The organism is Deinococcus sp. NW-56, from assembly GCF_002953415.1.
In the GTDB taxonomy this organism is placed as follows: Bacteria; Deinococcota; Deinococci; order Deinococcales; family Deinococcaceae; genus Deinococcus.
This window is the reverse complement of sequence record NZ_CP026516.1, coordinates 1907947-1925681: the sequence shown is the minus strand read 5'-3', so window position 1 is coordinate 1925681 and position 17735 is coordinate 1907947. Positions and strand designations below refer to the sequence as shown.

Annotated in this window: 15 protein-coding genes; 6 read left to right on the top strand and 9 right to left on the bottom strand. The window is 70.6% G+C overall.

The features are described 5' to 3' along the window. Window positions 1-64: 64 nt before the first annotated feature. Both meaB and C3K08_RS09650 read left to right on the top strand, forming a co-directional pair. Entirely contained in the window at window positions 65-997 is a 933-nt protein-coding gene (gene meaB / locus C3K08_RS09655) for a methylmalonyl Co-A mutase-associated GTPase MeaB (protein WP_104991116.1), read from the top strand. Further along, a complete protein-coding gene (locus C3K08_RS09650) occupies window positions 994-1521 on the top strand; it encodes an isoprenylcysteine carboxyl methyltransferase family protein (protein ID WP_104991115.1) in 528 nt (175 codons plus the stop codon). The genes meaB and C3K08_RS09650 overlap by 4 nt, the downstream gene beginning before the upstream one ends. 6 nt (window positions 1522-1527) lie before the next feature. Here the strand turns inward: C3K08_RS09650 and C3K08_RS09645 are convergent, their stop codons facing one another. Further along, on the bottom strand, window positions 1528-2034 hold the full coding sequence (locus C3K08_RS09645) for a hypothetical protein (protein ID WP_104991114.1): 507 nt from the start codon (window positions 2032-2034) through the stop codon (window positions 1528-1530). A gap of 166 nt (window positions 2035-2200) precedes the next feature. Between C3K08_RS09645 and C3K08_RS09640 the strand changes: the two genes are divergently transcribed. Continuing rightward, window positions 2201-3370, top strand: a complete 1170-nt coding sequence (locus C3K08_RS09640; RefSeq protein ID WP_104991113.1) for an MFS transporter — start codon at window positions 2201-2203, stop codon at window positions 3368-3370. Window positions 3371-3698: 328 nt separating this feature from the next. On the opposite strand, the gene C3K08_RS18810 is transcribed toward C3K08_RS09640, so the two are convergent. The 5 genes from C3K08_RS18810 to C3K08_RS09615 form a co-directional block, all read right to left on the bottom strand. After that, entirely contained in the window at window positions 3699-5219 is a 1521-nt protein-coding gene (locus C3K08_RS18810; protein WP_104991112.1) for a hypothetical protein, read from the bottom strand. Beyond that, window positions 5216-5992, bottom strand: a complete 777-nt coding sequence (locus C3K08_RS09630) for an ABC transporter ATP-binding protein (protein WP_104991111.1) — start codon at window positions 5990-5992, stop codon at window positions 5216-5218. Before C3K08_RS09630 ends, C3K08_RS18810 begins: the two co-directional genes overlap by 4 nt. A gap of 295 nt (window positions 5993-6287) precedes the next feature. Next, window positions 6288-7676, bottom strand: a complete 1389-nt coding sequence (gene hisD / locus C3K08_RS09625; RefSeq protein WP_104991110.1) for a histidinol dehydrogenase — start codon at window positions 7674-7676, stop codon at window positions 6288-6290. 96 nt (window positions 7677-7772) lie between these two features. Beyond that, window positions 7773-8273, bottom strand: coding sequence for a hypothetical protein (locus C3K08_RS09620; RefSeq protein ID WP_369848212.1), 501 nt, complete (start codon window positions 8271-8273; stop codon window positions 7773-7775). A gap of 131 nt (window positions 8274-8404) precedes the next feature. Next, window positions 8405-9574, bottom strand: a complete 1170-nt coding sequence (locus C3K08_RS09615; RefSeq protein ID WP_104991108.1) for a phosphopentomutase — start codon at window positions 9572-9574, stop codon at window positions 8405-8407. A 137-nt stretch (window positions 9575-9711) separates the two neighbouring features. Between C3K08_RS09615 and lptB the strand changes: the two genes are divergently transcribed. Further along, window positions 9712-10491 carry an LPS export ABC transporter ATP-binding protein gene (gene lptB, locus C3K08_RS09610; RefSeq protein WP_234009047.1) on the top strand — a complete coding sequence of 260 codons (780 nt, stop codon included), beginning with the start codon at window positions 9712-9714 and terminating at the stop codon, window positions 10489-10491. A gap of 20 nt (window positions 10492-10511) precedes the next feature. Continuing rightward, a complete protein-coding gene (locus C3K08_RS09605) occupies window positions 10512-12386 on the top strand; it encodes a DUF3084 domain-containing protein (protein ID WP_104991107.1) in 1875 nt (624 codons plus the stop codon). Between the two features lie 167 nt (window positions 12387-12553). Here the strand turns inward: C3K08_RS09605 and C3K08_RS09595 are convergent, their stop codons facing one another. The 3 genes from C3K08_RS09595 to C3K08_RS09585 form a co-directional block, all read right to left on the bottom strand. Then, entirely contained in the window at window positions 12554-13405 is an 852-nt protein-coding gene (locus C3K08_RS09595) for a carbohydrate ABC transporter permease (protein WP_104991105.1), read from the bottom strand. A gap of 12 nt (window positions 13406-13417) precedes the next feature. Next, entirely contained in the window at window positions 13418-14371 is a 954-nt protein-coding gene (locus C3K08_RS09590) for a carbohydrate ABC transporter permease (RefSeq protein WP_104991104.1), read from the bottom strand. A 128-nt stretch (window positions 14372-14499) separates the two neighbouring features. Continuing rightward, a complete protein-coding gene (locus C3K08_RS09585) occupies window positions 14500-15762 on the bottom strand; it encodes an ABC transporter substrate-binding protein (protein WP_104991103.1) in 1263 nt (420 codons plus the stop codon). Between the two features lie 386 nt (window positions 15763-16148). Between C3K08_RS09585 and rpoD the strand changes: the two genes are divergently transcribed. After that, window positions 16149-17720 (top strand): RNA polymerase sigma factor RpoD, encoded by a 1572-nt coding sequence (rpoD, locus tag C3K08_RS09580; RefSeq protein ID WP_104991102.1) that lies wholly within the window; start codon window positions 16149-16151, stop codon window positions 17718-17720. Window positions 17721-17735 lie beyond the last annotated feature (15 nt).

The following is a 17735-nucleotide window of genomic DNA, read 5'->3' as shown; positions in this document are numbered from 1 at the left end:
GCTAGCCTGGGGACACCATGCGACGGCTTTCTGTCCACCCCTCCCAGAAGGCGGAGGTGACCCCTTGACCCCGCCTGACCTCGTGACCCGCTTCCGCGCCGGGGACCCCCGCGCCCTGGCCCGCGCGATCACCCTGGCCGAAAGTGGCCTGGACACCGCCCGACCCGTGCTGCGGGCCGCCCGCGAGCGCCCCGACCGCGCTGTCGTGCTGGGCGTGACGGGCAGCCCCGGCAGCGGCAAGAGCACCCTTACCGACGCCCTGATCGCCGTGCTGCGGGCACGGGGCGAGCGGGTGGCGGTGCTGGCAGTGGACCCCAGCAGCCCGTACTCCGGCGGCGCGATCCTGGGCGACCGCATCCGGATGCTGCGGCATCACGGCGACTCCGGCGTGTTCGTGCGCTCGCTCGCCAGCCGCGGCGCACTGGGTGGCCTCTCGCCGCGCACCCTGCCCGTGCTCGCGCTGCTGGAGGGGGCGGGCTTCGACTGGGTGATTCTGGAGACGGTGGGCGTCGGCCAGTCGGAGGTGGACGTGGCGGCCGTGTGCGACCACACCCTGCTCGTCGTGACCCCGGCGGGCGGGGACGGGGTGCAGGCGTTCAAGGCCGGGATCATGGAAATCGCCGACGTGATCGCGGTGAACAAGGCCGACCTGCCCGGCGCGGACCGCACCGTGCGCGAGTTGCTCGCCGCGCAGGGCCTCGGCGCCCACGACGAGTACACCTGGTTCGCCCCGGTGCGCCGCACGGTCGCGCAGAAGGGCGAGGGGGTGGAGGCCGTGCTGGAGGCCGTCCTGGCCCACCGCGCCCATCTGGGTGAAGAGGGCCTGCACACCCGCCGCGCCCACCGCGCCGAGTTCGAGGTGCGGACGCTGGTGCAAGAGCGCGTGCTCAAGCGGGCACGGGAGGCCAGCGGCGACCTCTATGCGCGGGTGGCACGTGGTGAACTGGACGCGGACGCGGCGGCGGACGCGCTGCTGGCGGGCGAGGCTGTGCGGTGAAAGCCCGGACCCTCGCCCCCCTCCTTTTCGGCTTCCTGCTGGTGCAGCGCCTGCTGGAGTTGCGGGTGGCCCGCGCCAATGAGCGCTGGGCGCGGGAGAACGGCGCGGTCGAGTACGGCCGCGAGCATTACCCCCTCTTCTTCCTGCTGCACCCGGCCTGGATGCTGGGCCTGCTGTGGGAGGGCCGTCGCGCCCGTGGTGGGGTGAACTGGGCGGCGCTGCTGCTGTTCGTGCTCGCGCAGCCGCTGCGGTACTGGGTGATTCGCACCCTGGGCCGCTACTGGAACACCCGCATCCTGATCGTGCCGGGGGGCGAGCGGGTAACCGGGGGGCCGTTTCAGTACGTGCGGCACCCCAATTACGTGGTCGTGGCGCTGGAACTCGCCTCCGGGCCGCTGGCGGTGGGGGCGTGGCGCACGGCGCTGGCAGGGACATTGCTCAACGCCGCCCTGCTTCTCCTGATTCGCATCCCCGCCGAGGAGCGGGCGCTGCGGGCCTACCGCGAGGCGACCTCGGAGGGCTGAGCGCCTTTACGACACGCGGCGCAGCCGGGGCGGCACCCGCTGCTCAAATTTCAGGCCCTCCGGGGTGTCCGCGAGGGCCACGGCGCTCAGCACCCGCAGGCCCTGAAGCTCCAGCCGGGTGCGGCCGCTTCCGTTCGTGCGCTCGACGCCCACCGCAACTGCCCGCACCCGCAGGGCGGCGGCCTCGGCCCGCAGCAGCACCTCCAGTTCGGCCAGCCCGTCGGTAAGCTGGCGGGTCACGATCACGGCGTCGCCCAGCACGGGTCTGCCGGGCCGTTCGGGCAGGCGGCCCCCCCGCACTTCCAGCACCGTCAGGCCCCGCAGCCGCCCCAGCGCGTGCGCCAGCGGCTCCGCGCCCGGCAGCGCCACCGCAACTTCCAGTTCGGGCAGGTCACGGGCAAAGAGCGCCGCGACTTCGGCCCAGTCCCGTTCGGGCAGGGCCGCAAGCTGGAGGCCGAGTTGCTCCTCCGAGGGCAGGGTGGCAGCCACGGCGGTGCGCAGAGCGAGGGTCATACCTCAGCCTAAGCTGTGAAGAAGCCCACATCCGCTTCACATCGCTCTATTCGCTGAGTTAGCGCCTTCATGCTTCCTTGAGCGTCGGCGATTGGTGGCCCCTCAGGCGGGACAGCCGTGTGTGCCTGCTCGTGTTGGGGTGGCGGGGAGGCGTAGCGTAGCGCCCATGCAGGCCGCCCCCGCCCGAATCGCCGCCCGTCACGCCACCGCCGTCGCCGTGGCGGTGACGGCAGGCCACTTCATCAACGACGCTTACGGGGCCATGCTCACGCCGCTGACCCCTGCGTTGCAGGGCAAGTTCGGCGTGTCCATCGCTGCCGTCACGCTGCTCTCCAGCGTCTACAGCCTGACCTCCAGCGTGCTGCAACCGCTCCTGGGGATTCTGGGCGAGCGGGTGGACCGCCGCTACGCCGCTGCGCTGGGGCCACTGATGACGGGCCTGGGCCTCACCGCGATGGGCTTTGTCCCGTGGTTCGGGGCGCTGGTGCTGCTGGTGGCGGTCGCGGGCTTCGGGAGCGGCTTTTTCCACCCGGCCGGGGCCGCTTACGTCGCCCTGAGCAGTCCGTCCGAGAAGCGGGGGCTGTGGGCGAGCCTGTTCAGCGCCGGGGGCACGGCGGGCATGGCGCTGGGGCCGGTGTTCGCGGGCGTGGGGCTGGAGAACCTGCCCTGGTTCGCCTTGATCGGGGCCGTGATCGCGGTGATCACCTTCGCGGTCACGCCGCCCGGCCGGGCCGAGGGGCGGCGGGTCTCGCTGGCCGAGTACGCGGGCATCTTCCGGGGGCCGCTGGTGGGCCTGTGGGCGATGGCGGTGCTGCGGTCGCTCGCCAGCATGGGCTACAACGCGATGCTGCCGTTCATCCTGCTGGGGCGGGGCTTCGGGGCGCGGGAGGTGGGGGTCACGCTGGCCGTGTACGCCGTCGCCAGCGCTATCGGGGGCATCGTGGGGGGGCGGGCCAGCGACCGTTACGGGCGGGTTCCCGTGCTGCGGGCGGCCATCCTGACCACCATTCCCTTCTTCGTGCTGCTGATTCTGTCCAGCCCGGCGAACTGGTGGTTCTATCCGCTCACCTTCCTGGTGGGGGCGGCCGTGAATGCGAGCGTGCCGGTCGGCGTGGTTGCCGCGCAGGAGTACGCGCCAGGGCATGTGGCGGTGGCGAGCAGCATCATGATGGGCTTTTCGTGGGGCTTCGCGGGGCTGCTGATTTTCCTGGTGGGGGCGCTGGCGGACGTGACGACGCCGACGACGGCGGCGCTGGTCAGTCTGACGCTGCTGCTTCCCAGTGCGCTGATCGCGTACCGGTTGCCGGAGCCGAAGCGGGCGGCGTTTGAGGGCTGAGGCTTGAGCTGAATGGGGAAGAGGTGGGCTGGGTGTCTTGATTGCAGCTTGCCCCACCCCCCAGCCCCCTACCCCAGAGGGGCAGGGGGAGCAGCGCTGCGCTAGGCAAAGGTTGTCCCCCCATGTTCCGGCCCTGCCTACCCCGCTCCCGTTTCCCCCTCCACGCCATCCTTCACCCAATTGGGAGGCCTCGGCGCTGACGCGCCGAACGGCTTGGCTGCCTGGAAAGTGGGCTGGAGGGGTGGGGACATTGGGACCGGCTGACACAGGGAAAAGACGGCTTTGGCAGGAGCAGGGGAGGATCTAAGGTCTACTCCCTGCCTCCCCCTCACCGAGCATCCGTTCCCCGCCCCCCATACGCCACCGCCAGTGCCACGCCAGCCGCCAGCAGCGGCGCGAGGCTCCAGGCCTGCCCACGGGCCAGCGCATACGCCCCCACGCTCAGGCCCCCCTGAAACAGCAGGGTCAGCAGGGTCTGCCCCAGGGTGTTGCCCGGCCGGGTCTTGAAGGCGTCCGCCCGGCGCACGGGCAGGGGCCGCCACAGCACCAGCAGGGCGCTTCCCGCGACCCCCAGCGCCACCAAACATAGGAGAGCGAGGGCCAGGCCAGGGGCCAGCAGATCCCGCGCGGCAAATAGCCCGACGCCGAGCACTCCCAGCCCCAGGGGTGGCAGCGCGGCGGCCAGCCACTTGTCGCGCCGCAGGGCCGCCGGGCTGCGCGGGGCGGTGACGAGGAGGTCGGGGGCGTCCTCCGCGTTGAGGGTGAGGTGCGCCAGGGCCGAGGCGAGGCTGGCTCCCAGCAGCACAATGCCCGCGCTGGCCGCCCCCTCCACCGAGCCGCGCCACGCCGAGGCCATCAGCGGCAGCATGTACACGAGTTGCAGCAGCGTGCGCGAGAGCAGTTCGGGGTCGCGGCCCACCATGCGCCATTCCTTGAGCAGCGTGGCCTGCCGTGCCGGGCGAAAGCGCAGCGGCCCGGTCCGCCCGCGCTCCGCCCGCCGGACCCCGCTCCCCTCGGCGGTGGCCGCCACCCCGCTCACGAACAGCCGGGTCAGCAGCGGCACGCTCAGCGCGAACACCAGCGCCGACCCCAGCCCCAGCGCCAGCAGCGGCCCCGGCTCGCTCCACACGGCGCGGGCGGGCCACCACACGGCCGACTCCCGCTCCGGCCAGCCGCCCCGTCCCGGCCCGAAGCCCTCCAGCACCCGCAGGACGAGGTCCCCGCGCCCGCTTAGCCCCAGGATGTTGGGCAACTGGAACGCCAGAAAGAGGCTCGCCCCCAGCAGCGCCCCCACCACCGACGCCGTGACCCGTGCCCGGCGCACTCCCAGCACCCGCACCAGCCCCAGGGTGAGCCACAGCCCCAGCGTCGCCGCGAGCAGGGCCGCCCCCAGCCACCACCCCAGCAGCCCCAGCCCGCGCCACGCGCCCAGCACCCCCAGCAGGAAGGTCAGCGGCACGATCAGCAGTGCCGACCCCAGCGCCCCCGAAAAGGCTACCCCCAGCGCCCGCGCCGCCAGCACTGTGTGCGGCGAGACGGGCGAGTGCAGCGAGAGGTCCAGGTCCCCCCGCGTGTACAGCGCCTCCAGTGCCGCCGTCACGCACGCCGAGATCATCAGCGTGAAGACGAAGACCAGCCCCAGCGTCAGCGGTCCCAGCGCCGCGTCGGGGAGGGGGCGGTCCAGTGGGACCCCGGCGAGCAGGGATTGCAAGAAGAAGAAGAGGACTGCCCCCAGCCCCACGGCGAACACCGCCCCCACGATCAGCCCCCGCCTCGTTCCCCCGCTGAGGTTCTGCCACGCCCAGCGCGTCTGCCAGCGCAGCAGCCACGGCAGCGTGCCGGGCCTCACGCGGGGGTCCCCGCCGGATCCTCGTTACTCACGCGCAGCCCGGTCAGGCTGAGAAAGGCGTCCTCCAGCGTGCCTGTCCCCGTGCGGGCCAGCAGCTCGCCCGGCGTGCCCTCCGCGACCAGCGTCCCCGCCGCGATGATGCCGAGGCGGTCGGCCAACCGCTCTGCCACTTCCAGGATGTGGGTGGTCAGCACGACCGCGCCGCCCCCGTCCACGAACTCACGCAGCGCGTCCTTGACCTGCCGCGAGGCCGCCGCGTCCAGCCCGGTCAGCGGCTCGTCGAGCAGCATCAGGCGCGGGCGGTGGATCAGCGCCCCGGCGAGGGCGAGTTTCTGTTTCATGCCGCGCGAGAAGCCCTCGGTGCGCTCGCGGCGGTGCTCCCACAGGTTCAGCCAGCGCAGCAGCCGCTCGGCTTCGGGCGCGGCTTCGCGGGCGTCCATCTCCCACAGCCCCGCCACGAATTCCAGGTACTCGGGCGGGGTCAGCTTGCCGTACAGCAGCGGGTCGTCGGGGAGGTAGGCGAGCTGCCGCTTGGCGGCGCGGGCGTCACGGGTCACGTCATGCCCGTAGATGCGGGCCGTACCTCCGTCGGGCCGGGTCAGCCCCGCGATCATGCGGATGGTGGTCGTCTTGCCCGCGCCGTTGGGACCCAGCAGCGCGTACAGCTCGCCAGGCGGCACCGTCAGGCTCACGCCCGCCACCGCCGCGCGGCCCCCGAAGCTCTTGCGCAGGTCCAACAATTCCAGGGCCGGGGCAGAGGAAGCGAGACTCATACCGGGCACTATGCGCTGGAAGGGGCGAAGGTTGCGGGGGAAATGCGGTCAGCCGTCAGCAATCAGCCTGGACTGACGCGACTGGGAAGGCAAGGGCGTAGAAGGCACTGAAACCTCCCCCTTTGTGACACCTGATGTGCAATAGCGAGAATTGTGTGGATGAGGCTTTTCCTCCCTCCTTGTGGGGGAAGGCCGGGGAGGACGGCAACGCCGTCCCAGTCCCGGCAACCCCGAGTTCTATTCCGCTCCCGAAAACGCCCTCGCTGACGGCTGACCCCTGAAAGCCGACCGCCCCCTACAGCCCCGAGGTCGCCTCCTCCGACACGTCCGCCATCGCCTCCAGCGTCGCCTCCGGGTGAGCATCCGGCACTGCCGGGGTCAGGCGGCTTTCAATCGCGCGGGCGTGGGCCTCCAGCCCTTCGGCGCGGGCGAGGACGGCGGCGGGGGGACCGATGCGGCGCAGCGTCTCCTCGTGCACGCCCACCACCGAGATGATCGTCTGGAAGTCGCGCACGTTGACCGGACTCATGAAGCGGGCGGTGCCCCCGGTCGGCATCACGTGGCTGGGTCCGGCCACGTAGTCGCCCAGCGCCTCCATGCTGGCCTCGCCCACGAAGACGCCCCCGGCGCGGCGCACCCCGTTCAGCAGGCTCCAGGGATCACGGGTGAGCAGGCAGAGGTGCTCGGGGGCGTACAGGTTGGAGAGGTCCAGCGCCTCGTCCAGGTCGGCGGCGAGGACAATTTTCATCCGGCTCAGCACACTGTCCCGCGCCCAGCTCCGGTTCGGTTCGGGGAGGGCCTCGAGCTGGGCGTCGAGTTGGTTCTGCACCTCAATCAACAGCTCCCGGCTGGTGGACACCAGCACGGGTTCGGCCCCCAGGTGCTCGGCCTGCGCGAGCAGATCGGCGGCCACGAAGCGGGGAGAAGCGCTGTCGTCGGCCACCACCAGCGTCTCGGTCGGCCCCGGCAGGCTCTCGATGCCCACCGCGCCGTACACCAGCCGCTTGGCAATCACCACGAAAAGGTTCCCCGGCCCCGCGATCTTGTCCACCCCCGGCACGCTGGCGGTGCCGTAGGCGAGCGCTCCGATGGCCTGCGCCCCGCCCACCCGGAAGACCCGCGTGATGCCCAGTTCGCGGGCCGCGACCAGAATCGCCGGATGCACCGAGCCGCCTTTGCCCGGCGGGGTCGTCACCACGATCTCCGGCACGCCCGCCACCTGCGCAGGAACCGCCGTGTGAATCAGGGTGGAGATCAGCGGCGCGAGGCCGCCGGGCACGTACACGCCCACCCGCCCCAGCGGGCGCACGAGCTGCCCCAGGGTGCCGTCCGGTCCCTCCTGCAGGAAGCCGTGCGCGGGCTGCTCCTCGTAGAAGGCCCGCACCCGCCGGATCGCGAGCCGCACCGCCTCGTGCAGTTCCGGCTCAATCTGCGCGGCCTCCAGCTCCGCCCCGGAAACTTCCAGCGCCTCCGGGCGGTGGCCGTCCAGCCGCTCGGTCCAGTCGCGCAGGGCGTCGTCCCCCCGCGCCCGCACGTCCGCGAGGATGCGCGAGACGACCTCCTCGGGAGTCAGCGGCTCCCCGAAGGTCTGTTCGATACGGGCCAGCACGCTCTGCGGCACCGGAATCTCGGAGAAGGTACGGGTCAGGGCCGCGCGGGCGGCGTCGCCTTGAAGGACTTGCATGGGGACACTCCTGGGTAAGGGCAGGGGAGAGGTGAGAAAGGGGCCGGGGGCCTGCGTCATCCTGCTGGGCGCGGACGGCCCCCGGCCCAGGGCTGCCTAACCCGCCCGCCGTCGGCGACGCTCGGGCTGGGGCTTCTTGGGCGGCTCGGTCACGGCCTCCAGCGGCCCGAAATCGGTGGGCTGAATCAGGCGCAGCAGGCGGTGGGGGGGCGCGGCTTCCACGAACACATACGCCCCGCCCGGCCGCAGCAGGTAGACGCGGGCGGGGAGGTCCCCCACCGCCGTGTCGGGCAGCCGCTGCACCAGCACGTGTCCCCCCGCCATCTGCACGGTGGCCCGCTCGACCTCTTCCAGCCTGCGCAGCCACACCAGCAGCGAGACGGGGTCGTGATGTTCGGTGGTCAGCGGCGCGGTGGCCTCGTCGCGGCCCTGCCTCAGCGTGACCAGCCCGCTGCGGCGGTCGAAGGTCGTCTCGAAGCTGGCCCGGTTGCGCCCGTCCCCCTCGGCGTAGTGCAGGCTGGTGAGCAGCCGGGGGTGCATCCGGCTCTGCTGCACCCGCCGCAGCTCGGGGAGTACTCCGCCGAACTCGGTTTCCACCCGCGCGACCAGCGCCCCACGTTCGGGGTGCAGCGTCCACTCCTGCGACCCCGCGAAGCGCCCGCCCAGCAGCAGCGTGAGGCTGAACTGCTCGGGGCCGGGGCGAAAGGCGGGGGCGGCCTCCTGCGGGCTCAGTCCTTCAGCCGCGTCCAGAAGCTCTCACCCGGCCCATCCCAGTCGGCTCCCAGTGCCTCTGCGGCGGTCGCCCCCACATCCGCGAAGGTGGCCCGTTCGCCCAGGTCCACCGCTCCCCCCAGGCCGGGGTGCCAGCCCAGCAGCAGCCCGTGCTCGCGGGTGTGGTCGGTGCCGTGCCAGGTGGGGTCGTTGCCGTGGTCGGACACGAGGAGCAGCGCCCCGCCCTCCGGCACGGCGGCCAGCAACTCCGGCAGCGCGGCGTCAAACTCGGCGAGCGCCGCACTGTACCCGGCGGGGTCGCGGCGGTGGCCGAACTTGGCGTCAAAGTCCACGAGATTGGTGAAGATCAGGCCGTCTCCACCCTGCCGCATCCGCGCGAGGGTCTTCTGGACACCGTCCGCATTGTTGTCGGTGTGAATCTCTTCCGTGAAGCCCTGATGCGCGTAGATGTCGGGAATCTTGCCGATGCCCACCACGTCGCGTCCGGCCTCCTTCAGCGCGTCCAGCACGGTGCGCGGTGGGACGAGCGAGTAGTCCTTGCGGTGCTCGTTCGCCCGCTCGAAGGGGTGCTCTCCCCGGAAGGGCCGGGCGATCACCCGCGCGACCGCGTACTCACCTTGCAGAATCTCGCGGGCTGCCTCGCACCACGCGTACAGCGTCTCCAGCGGCACCACGTCCTCGTGCGCAGCGATCTGGAACACGCTGTCGGCGCTGGTGTACACGATGGGAAAGCCGGTGCGGAGGTGTTCTTCCCCGTAGTCCCGAATCACGTCCGTGCCGCTGTAGGGCCGGTTGCACAGGTGCCCGCGCCCGGTCGCCGCGTCGAAGCGGTCCATCACGGCCGGGGGAAAGCCGTCGGGGAAGACCTGAAAGGCGTGCTCGAGCTGCACGCCCATGAACTCCCAGTGCCCGGTCGAGGTGTCCTTGCCGGGGCTGACCTCGCGCATCCGGCCGTAAGCGCCCGTCACCTCGCCCGCCGGGACCGTCTGGGGCGAGGTCTGCACGGTGGGGATGCGCGATAGGCCCAGCCGGACGAGATTGGGCAGATGAACTGGAGCCGCCGCGAGCGTGTGGTTGAGGGTGTGGGCGCCCACGTCCCCGAAGGCGGCGGCGTCGGGCAACTCGCCCACGCCGACAGAATCCAGAACGATGAGGGTCAGAAGCATGGGGGTAGTGTACGGCGGGGGAGGGAATGGTGACGCCCCAGCAAAGTTGCCTGAGTTGTGCAGCCCCGCCTCACCTTCCGCCCCTTCGTCGCCCCCCTCACCCCCACCCCCGTGACCCCCGTGCTACGCTCCAAAGCGTGACCGCGCCTGCCCCCCTTTCCGTCCCGCACGGCGTCCAGATCGACTTTCAGCGCCCCGAGCTGAGGGCCGAGGGCCTGCGCAAGAGCTACGGGCGGCGGGCGGTGGTGCGCGGGGCCGACTTCATCGTGCGGCCTGGCGAGATCGTGGCTCTCTTCGGGCCGAACGGGGCGGGCAAGACGACCACCTTCTACATGCTGGTGGGCTTTATCCGGCCGGGCGGGGGGCGCATCCTGTTGGGAGACCGTGACGTGACCCGGCTGCCCATGCACGAGCGGGCGCGGCTGGGACTGGGCTACCTGCCGCAGGAACCCAGCGCCTTTCGCAAGCTGACCGCACGGGACAACCTGCTCGCCATCCTCGAATACCAGGGCCTTCCCCGCGCCGAGCAGGAGGCCCGCGCCGACGCGCTGCTGGCCGAGTTCGGGTTGACGGCACTTGCCGGAAACTACGCTTACCAGCTTTCCGGCGGCGAGCGTCGGCGGCTGGAACTCGCCCGCGCCCTGACCACCGACCCCGACTACCTGCTTCTCGACGAGCCGTTTACCGGGGTGGACCCCAAGAGCATCCGCGAGATTCAACGCCTGATCCGCGAACTGCGCGACCGCCGGGGCATCGGGGTCTTTATCACCGACCACAACGTGCGCGAGACGATCGCGCTGACCGACCGCGTCTACCTGATGTTCGACGGGGAAGTGAAGTTCGAGGGCACCCCGCAGGAATTTGGGGCCGACGAGGACGCCCGCCGCCACTACCTCGGCGACGACTTCGAGCTGTAGGGATAGGGGGCTGAGGGCGCGTGCTGTGGCTCTTTCTACCCTTCGTGGTGCTGCTCTCGGGCGTGGTCGCCTATTCGGCCGACACCATCGCCCGCAAGGTGGGGCGCAAGCACCTGCGCCTCTTCGGACTGCGGCCCAAGAGCACGGCGCTGCTGGTGGCGGTGCTCGCGGGCATGGGGATCAGTGCGGCAAGCCTGGGGGCTTTCCTGCTACTCAACCGCTCCGCCGTGAACACGATCGCCCAGGCCGATCAGCTCCGCCCCCAGATCAACGCGCTGCGGGAAGAGGTTGCGGGCGTGCAGGCCGAGTTGCAGGCCGCCCAGCGCGAGCGGGACGAGGCGCGGCGGGCGGCCCAGGCCCTCCAGCAGGAGCGGGCGCAGGCGCAGGCGAGTCTGGCAGAAGCCCAGGCGGCGCTGAGAACGGCCCAGCAGGCCCGTGACACCGCCCAGGCCGACCGCGCCCGTGCACAGGAACAGGCGCGCGCCCTGCAAACGCGGGTCACCGAACTCACTGCCCTGGGCCGCACCCTGGAGGCCCGCGCCGAGGAGAGCCGCGCCGCGCTGGAAGCGTCCGAGACCCAACTTGCCGACAGCCGCGAGCGTGCCCGTGCTCTCAACACGCAGGTGGAGGCGCTGGGCAACGAGGTTGCCGCCCTCGACCGCCGCGCCGCCCAGGCCGAGGCCGCCGCCGGGGAAGCCCAGGCCCGCGCCGACGCCGCCCAGAGGCGGGCCGAGGCGGCACAGTCGCGCGTGACGGCCCTGAACCGTCAGGTCGAGGCCCTGGAAACTGCCCGTGAGCAGGTGCAGGCCCAGCGCGACGCGGCCACCCGCGAGCGCGACGCCGCCCGTCAGGCCCGTGCCACGGCGGAAGCAGGCCGTGCCCAGGCGGAGGCCGCCCGCGCCCAGGCCCAGCAAGCCCGTGACCGCCTCGCCGCCGAGCGCCGCACCCTGATCGCTGCCCGCGACCGCCTGGAGGGTGAGCGCGACGCCGCTGCCCGCGCACGGGACGCCGCCGTGCAGGCCCGCGCCTCCGCCGTCGCTGCCCGCGACGCCGCCACCCGCCAGCGCGACATGGTCGCCGCCGAGCGCGACCGCCTCGCCCGTGAGCGTGATGCCGCTGCCCGCGAGCGCGACACGCTGGCCGCCGAGCGTGCCCGGCTGGTGGCCGACCGCGACGCGGCGGCCCGTGAACTCGCCAGCTTGCGAACCCAGCAGGCCGAGCTGCGGGCTGCCAACGAGACGCTCGGCCGCGACCTCGCCAGCGCCCGCAGCAGCCTCGACCGCCTTCAGGACGAGTTTTCCAGCACCCGCGACGAACTCAGCGCCAGCCGCAGCGCCGACCTCGCCTACCCCAAAAACGACCTCGTGTACGCGGGAGTCGTGCCGGGGGTGCGCAACCTCGACGCCTTCCTGCAAAGCGCGGCAGCGGCAGCGGCGGGCCGGGGGGCCAAAGGGACGCCGCCCGCCCGCCTGAACGCGGCGGCCCGCGAGCGCCTGGAAATCAGCCTGCGTGGGCTGAACGCCAGCGCCTTCGTGCAGTGCCGCGCGGCGAACAACACGGCGGTGGGCTTCCCGGTCGATCTCACCTGCGCCGCCCGTCCCAACACCGTCCTGTACAGGGGCGGGCAGACCATCCGCCGGGCGACCGTCACGCTGGGGGACCCCCGCACCGTCCAGAACCAGATTCAGGACCTCGTACAGGACACGGTTATCCACCTCACCACCCGTGGCGTGCCCGCCGAGTACATCACCAACGGCGGTCTGGGCGTCAACGAGTTCGTGGACCTATTGACCCGCCTGGGCAGCCGCTCCGGGTCCAGCGCCAGCGTCGCCATCGCCGCCCGCGAGGACGTGCGGCCGGGCGGGCGGGTGGACCTGTATCCGGTGCTGCCGTAGGGGAAGCGGCCAGGAATCATATTTTGACCCTCTCCCCCCGTGGGAGAGGGCCTTGCGCAGCAAGGGGTGAGGGGGCATCCAGACCAGCTCGCCGAACACCTTCTTGCGTCCAATGCTCTGAAAGGCCGCCTCCAACGGGGGCGGCCTTTCCCATCCCTACTTTCCCCTCAGCCCTTGACCGCCCCCGCCGTCAGGCCGGAGACGATGTTGCGCTGGAACACCAGCACCAGAATGATCAGCGGAATCGTCACGATCACGCTGGCGGCCATCGTCAGCCCGAAGGGGCTCTCGTACTGGGAGGCCCCGGTGAAGTTGGCGATGGCGGGCGGCACGGTGGCCGCCGTGGCGTCGGTGGTGAAGGTCAGCGCGAACAGGAACTCGTTCCAGGCGTTGATAAAGGCGAGCAGGCCCGTCGTGACCAGCGCCGGGGTCATCACCGGGAGCAGCACCCGGAAGAGGGTTTGCAACGGCGAGGCACCGTCCACGTAGGCCGCTTCCTCCAACTCGGTGGGAATCTCGCGCACGAAGGCAGTCAGGGTCCAGACCGTGAAGGGCAGCGTGAAGATCATGTACGACAGAATCAGCCCGCCCCACGAGTTGTAGAGGCCGAAGGTCTGGATCATGGTGTACAGCCCCGACAGCACCGCGATCTGCGGAAAGACGCTCACCGCCAGGATCAGGTACATCAGGATCGTCTTGCCCTGAAAGCGGAACTTGCCCAGCGCGTAGGCCGCCAGCACCGAGAGCAGCAGGCTCAGCAGCACCGTGCCCGTCGCCACGACCACGCTGTTGAGCAGGTTGCGGCCGAAGGGCGCCCCGGTGAACACGTCCACGAAGTTCTGGAAGCTCGGCACGCTGGGAAACCATTGCAGCGCCTCGGCCGAGAGCCGCGCCGAACTCGTCAGGCTGGTCTTGATGGCCCAGTAGAAGGGAAAGAGGACGTAGAACAGCACGACCGCCACGACCAGCCAGAAGAGAATCAGGGTGACGGTGCGGACCAGCGGATTCTTGGAATTCATGCCTTCACCCCCTCAGTCGAACTTGACCCGCAGGCTGGTCACGTAGATCGCCGTGAACACCATGATGATCAGGAAGATCAGCACGCTGATCGCGCTCCCGAACCCGAACTGCGAGTTCAGGATCAGCTCCTGCCGGGCATAAATGCTCATGGTGATCGTCTCCGGGGCATTCCCCTTCACGATGTAGGGCATGTCGAACACCCGCAGCGCGTCCAGCGTGCGGAAGATCAGCGCGACCAGCAGGGCGGGCGTCAGCAGCGGCAGCGTCAGCCGCCAGAACTGCGTCCACTTGTTGGCCCCATCCACGTCGGCGGCCTCGTACATGTCGCTGGGAATGGTCTGGAGGCCCGCCAGCAGCAGCAGCGCCATAAAGGGCGTGGTCTTCCACACGTCCACCGCGATCAAGGCCGCGAGCGCCGTGTCGGGGTTGCTCAGGAAGGACTGTCCGGCTTGCAGGAAGCCCAGGCGCTGGCCCCAGTCCGAGATGATCCCGAACGAGTCGTTGTACATCCAGTTCCACATCTGGGCGCTCACCACGGTGGGAATCGCCCAGGGCACCAGGATCGCGGTGCGCAGCAGACCCCGGCCCCGGATCTTGGAGTTGATGATCAGCGCGAAGGCCAGCCCCAGCACGGTTTCCAGCAGCACGCTGCCCACGGTGAACTTGACCGTGTTCCACACCGACTGCCACCACTCGGGGATTTGCAGCACCCCCAGGCCCACCCCGTCTTCGGTGGTAAACCAGTAGTTGCCCAGCCCGATCCACTTCGGGGCCGGGTCGGTCAGGATGTTGTACTCGGTAAACGACAGGTAGATCGTCCGCAGCAGGGGATACCCGGCGACGGCGGCCAGCACCAGCAGCATGGGCACCAGCAGCAGCAGCGCCACGCGGGTGCGGCTGGCTTGCAGACCCCGGCCCGTGCGTGCGGGGGCCGCCGTGGGGCGGGAGGGAAGGGGAGTGGTCATCGGAGGCACCTCGCGGGATAAGAGGGCGGGAAAGGGGGAGGGGCGGGGGAAGCAAAAAGGGTGCCCCGTGAGTGGGGGGCACCCGGACTCCGGGGGCGGCGGGTCTTGCGGCGCCGCCCGCGCGGGTCTTACCAGCCGCGTCCCTTGATGCGGTTGAGCTGGCCTTCGAGGGTCTTCATGGCCGGGCCAGGAGCGCTCTTCTTGGTCAGCACGTTGTAGACGGCGGTGCTGAAGGCGTCACTGACCTGGTTGTACTTGCTGCCCGTGACGGTCGCGGGGCGGGCCACCGCGTTGGTGAACACGTCGTACAGGCTGCCGAAGAAGGGCACGGCCTTGAGAACGTCCTTGTCCTTGTAGAGGGAAGCGATGGTGGGGTTGTAGCTCGCCTCCACCGCGCGGCGCTTCTGCTCCTGCACGCCCGTCAGGTAGCGCACCAGCTCGGCGGCTTCCTTGGGGTTCTTGGAGTAGGCGTTCACGGCGAGCTGCCAGCCGCCCAGCGTCGCGGCGGGCTTGCCGCCGGGGCCTGCGGGGAGCGCGGCCACGCCGATCTTGCCGCGCACGGCGCTGCCCTGCTCCTGCCCGGCTGCGTAGGCGTAGGGCCAGTTGCGCATAAAGGCCGCGTTTCCGGCCTGCCACACGTTGCGGGCTTCCTCTTCACCGTAGGTCGTCACGGCCTGCGGGGCGACGGTGCCCACCAGGCCCTGAATCGCCTGCAGGGCCTGCACGGCCTTGGCGTTGTTGACCGTCACCTTGCCGCTGGAATCCACGATGGTCCCGCCGCCGAAGGAGGCGATCCACTCCAGCGCGTCGCAGGTCAGGCCCTCGTAGTTCTTGCCCTGGAAGACGAAGCCCACGAAGCGGGAGTTGGTCTTGCGCTCGCCTGCCTGGATCTTCTGGGCCATCGTCGACAGCTCGTTCCAGGTCTTGGGGGGCTTGGTGTAGCCGTACTTCTTCAGCAGGTCGGTGCGGTAGTACAGCACGCCCGCGTCCGTGAACCACGGCATGCCGACCAGCTTGCCGTTAATCGTGTTGTTCTGGACGATGGCGGGGAAGTGCCGGTTGACCTCGGCAGCGGGGATGTACTTCTTCATGTCCAGCAGGTGCTGGCCGATCAGGCCCGGCCACACCACGTCGATCATGTACACGTCCACGTCCGCCGAGCGGGCACCGAGCTGCTGCTGGTACAGCGCGAGGCGCTGATCGGTTTCCTTGGGCACCTGAATCAGCCGCACGGTGTTGCCCGTGCGCTTGGCCCAGGCGTCGGCGCCCTTCTTGCACTCGTCGAAGCCCTGGCCCACCGAATCGCAGGCGAAGGTCAGGGTCACGGCCCCCGCCTGGCTCACGGCGGCGCAGGCGAGGGTCAGGCTGAGGCTGGCAAGCACTCGTTTCATGGTTCTCCCTTCGCTGACTGGAACCCGGTCTGGGCCTGCCCACTCGGCGGCCCGCCTCCTTCCCTTGCGGAAGCGGTTCCAAAACAGTCGTTAGCGGTACCGAGAAGGCTACTCTGCCCGGCTGGCGGGTGTCAATCGGGGCGGGAACCTTCGTTCCGCTGGTGCCGTATTCTCCTTTCTCCCGCCGGGCGTCGGCTGACCGTGACGCGGCTTTCGGCGGGCGAGGGGGTCTTTGCTAGACTGACCCGTTCCAGACCCCGGCGCCCCCCAGGGTGCCCGGCCACCGGCGCCAAGTTTTCCTCTACCGTTTCTCTCCCGCACGCCAGTTTTCCGGCCGGGCCGCATCCGGCCCACCCTGCACCGGCCTGGGCGCCACAGGAGTCCGCATGTCAGAACCCACCCGAGCACGCGCCCGCACCAAGGCTTCCGCGCCCGCCGCTCCGGCCCCCGAAGTGGCCGAGACGGTGGCTCCCGCCGCCGCCCCCAAGCCCCGCAAAGCGGCCAAGCCCAAGGCTGCCGCTGCCCCGGCCACCGCTCCCGAGGCGGAAGCGGCCCTGACCCCCGCTCCCAAAAAGGCCCCGGCCCGCAAAAAGGCCGCGCCCGCACCCGAGGCGGCGGCTCCCACCGAGGACGCCACTCCCACTGCGGCGCCTCCCCGCAAGGCGGCCAAGGCCCCGGCGGCGAGCAAGGCCGCGCCTGCCGCCAAGGGGGCTGCCGTTCCCGTACCCGCCGACAAGCCCTACTACGCGCACCCCTCCATCCAGGAACTGCTGAAGGTGGGCAAGGCGGCGGGCGTGCTCTCCAGCGAGGAGATCGCGGCGGCGCTGTCGGTGGCCCTCGAAGCCTCCGGCCTTGACCCCGAGAGTGCCGAGGCCTTCGAGGACATGCAACTGTTCCTCGCCTCGCAGCAGATCGAGGTGCAGGACCTTGATGAGGACGAGGACGACGACCTCGACGAGGAGACGGAAGGTCCGGCCGCGACCGCCGCCGCCGACACCGACGACGAGGAGAAGTACTTCGACGACATGCCCCGCGCCGTGTCCAACGACCCGGTGCGGCAGTACCTCCACGAGATCGGCCGGGTGCCCCTGCTGACCCTCGAGGAGGAGATCGCGCTCGCCCGCCGCATCGAGGAGGGCGAGGAGGCCCGCAAGCGGCTGGAGGAGGAAGGCGACACCTTCGACGACCGCGGGCGCCGCCGCCTGATGCGTCAGATGGAGGACGGCGCCGCCGCCCGCCAGGGGCTGATCGAGGCCAACCTCCGGCTCGTGGTGTCCATCGCCAAGAAGTACACCGGGCGTGGGCTGGGCTTCCTCGACCTGATTCAGGAAGGGAACCAGGGCCTGATCCGCGCGGTCGAGAAGTTCGAGTACCGCCGCCGCTACAAGTTCTCGACCTACGCGACGTGGTGGATCAGGCAGGCGATCAACCGCGCGATCGCCGACCAGGCCCGGACCATCCGCATCCCGGTCCACATGGTCGAGACGATCAACAAGCTGACCCGCACCGCCCGGCAGCTTCAGCAGGAACTCTCGCGCGAGGCGACCTACGAGGAGATCGCCGAGGCGATGGGTCCCGGCTGGGACGCCAACAAGGTCGAGGAAGTGCAGAAGGTGTCGCAGGAGCCCGTCTCGCTGGAAACCCCCATCGGCGACGAGAAGGATTCCTTTTACGGCGACTTCATTCCCGACGAGAACCTCGACTCGCCGGTGGACAACGCCGCCAAGACCCTGCTCTCCGAGGAGCTGGAAAAGGCCCTCTCCAAGCTCACCGAGCGCGAGGCGATGGTTTTGAAGTTCCGTAAGGGACTGGTGGACGGCCGCGAGCATACGCTGGAGGAAGTCGGCCAGCGCTTCAACGTGACCCGCGAGCGCATCCGCCAGATCGAGAACAAGGCGCTGCGTAAGCTCAAGTACCACGAGAGCCGCACCCGCAAGCTGCGCGACTTCCTGGACTGATCTCCCGGTTCCTGT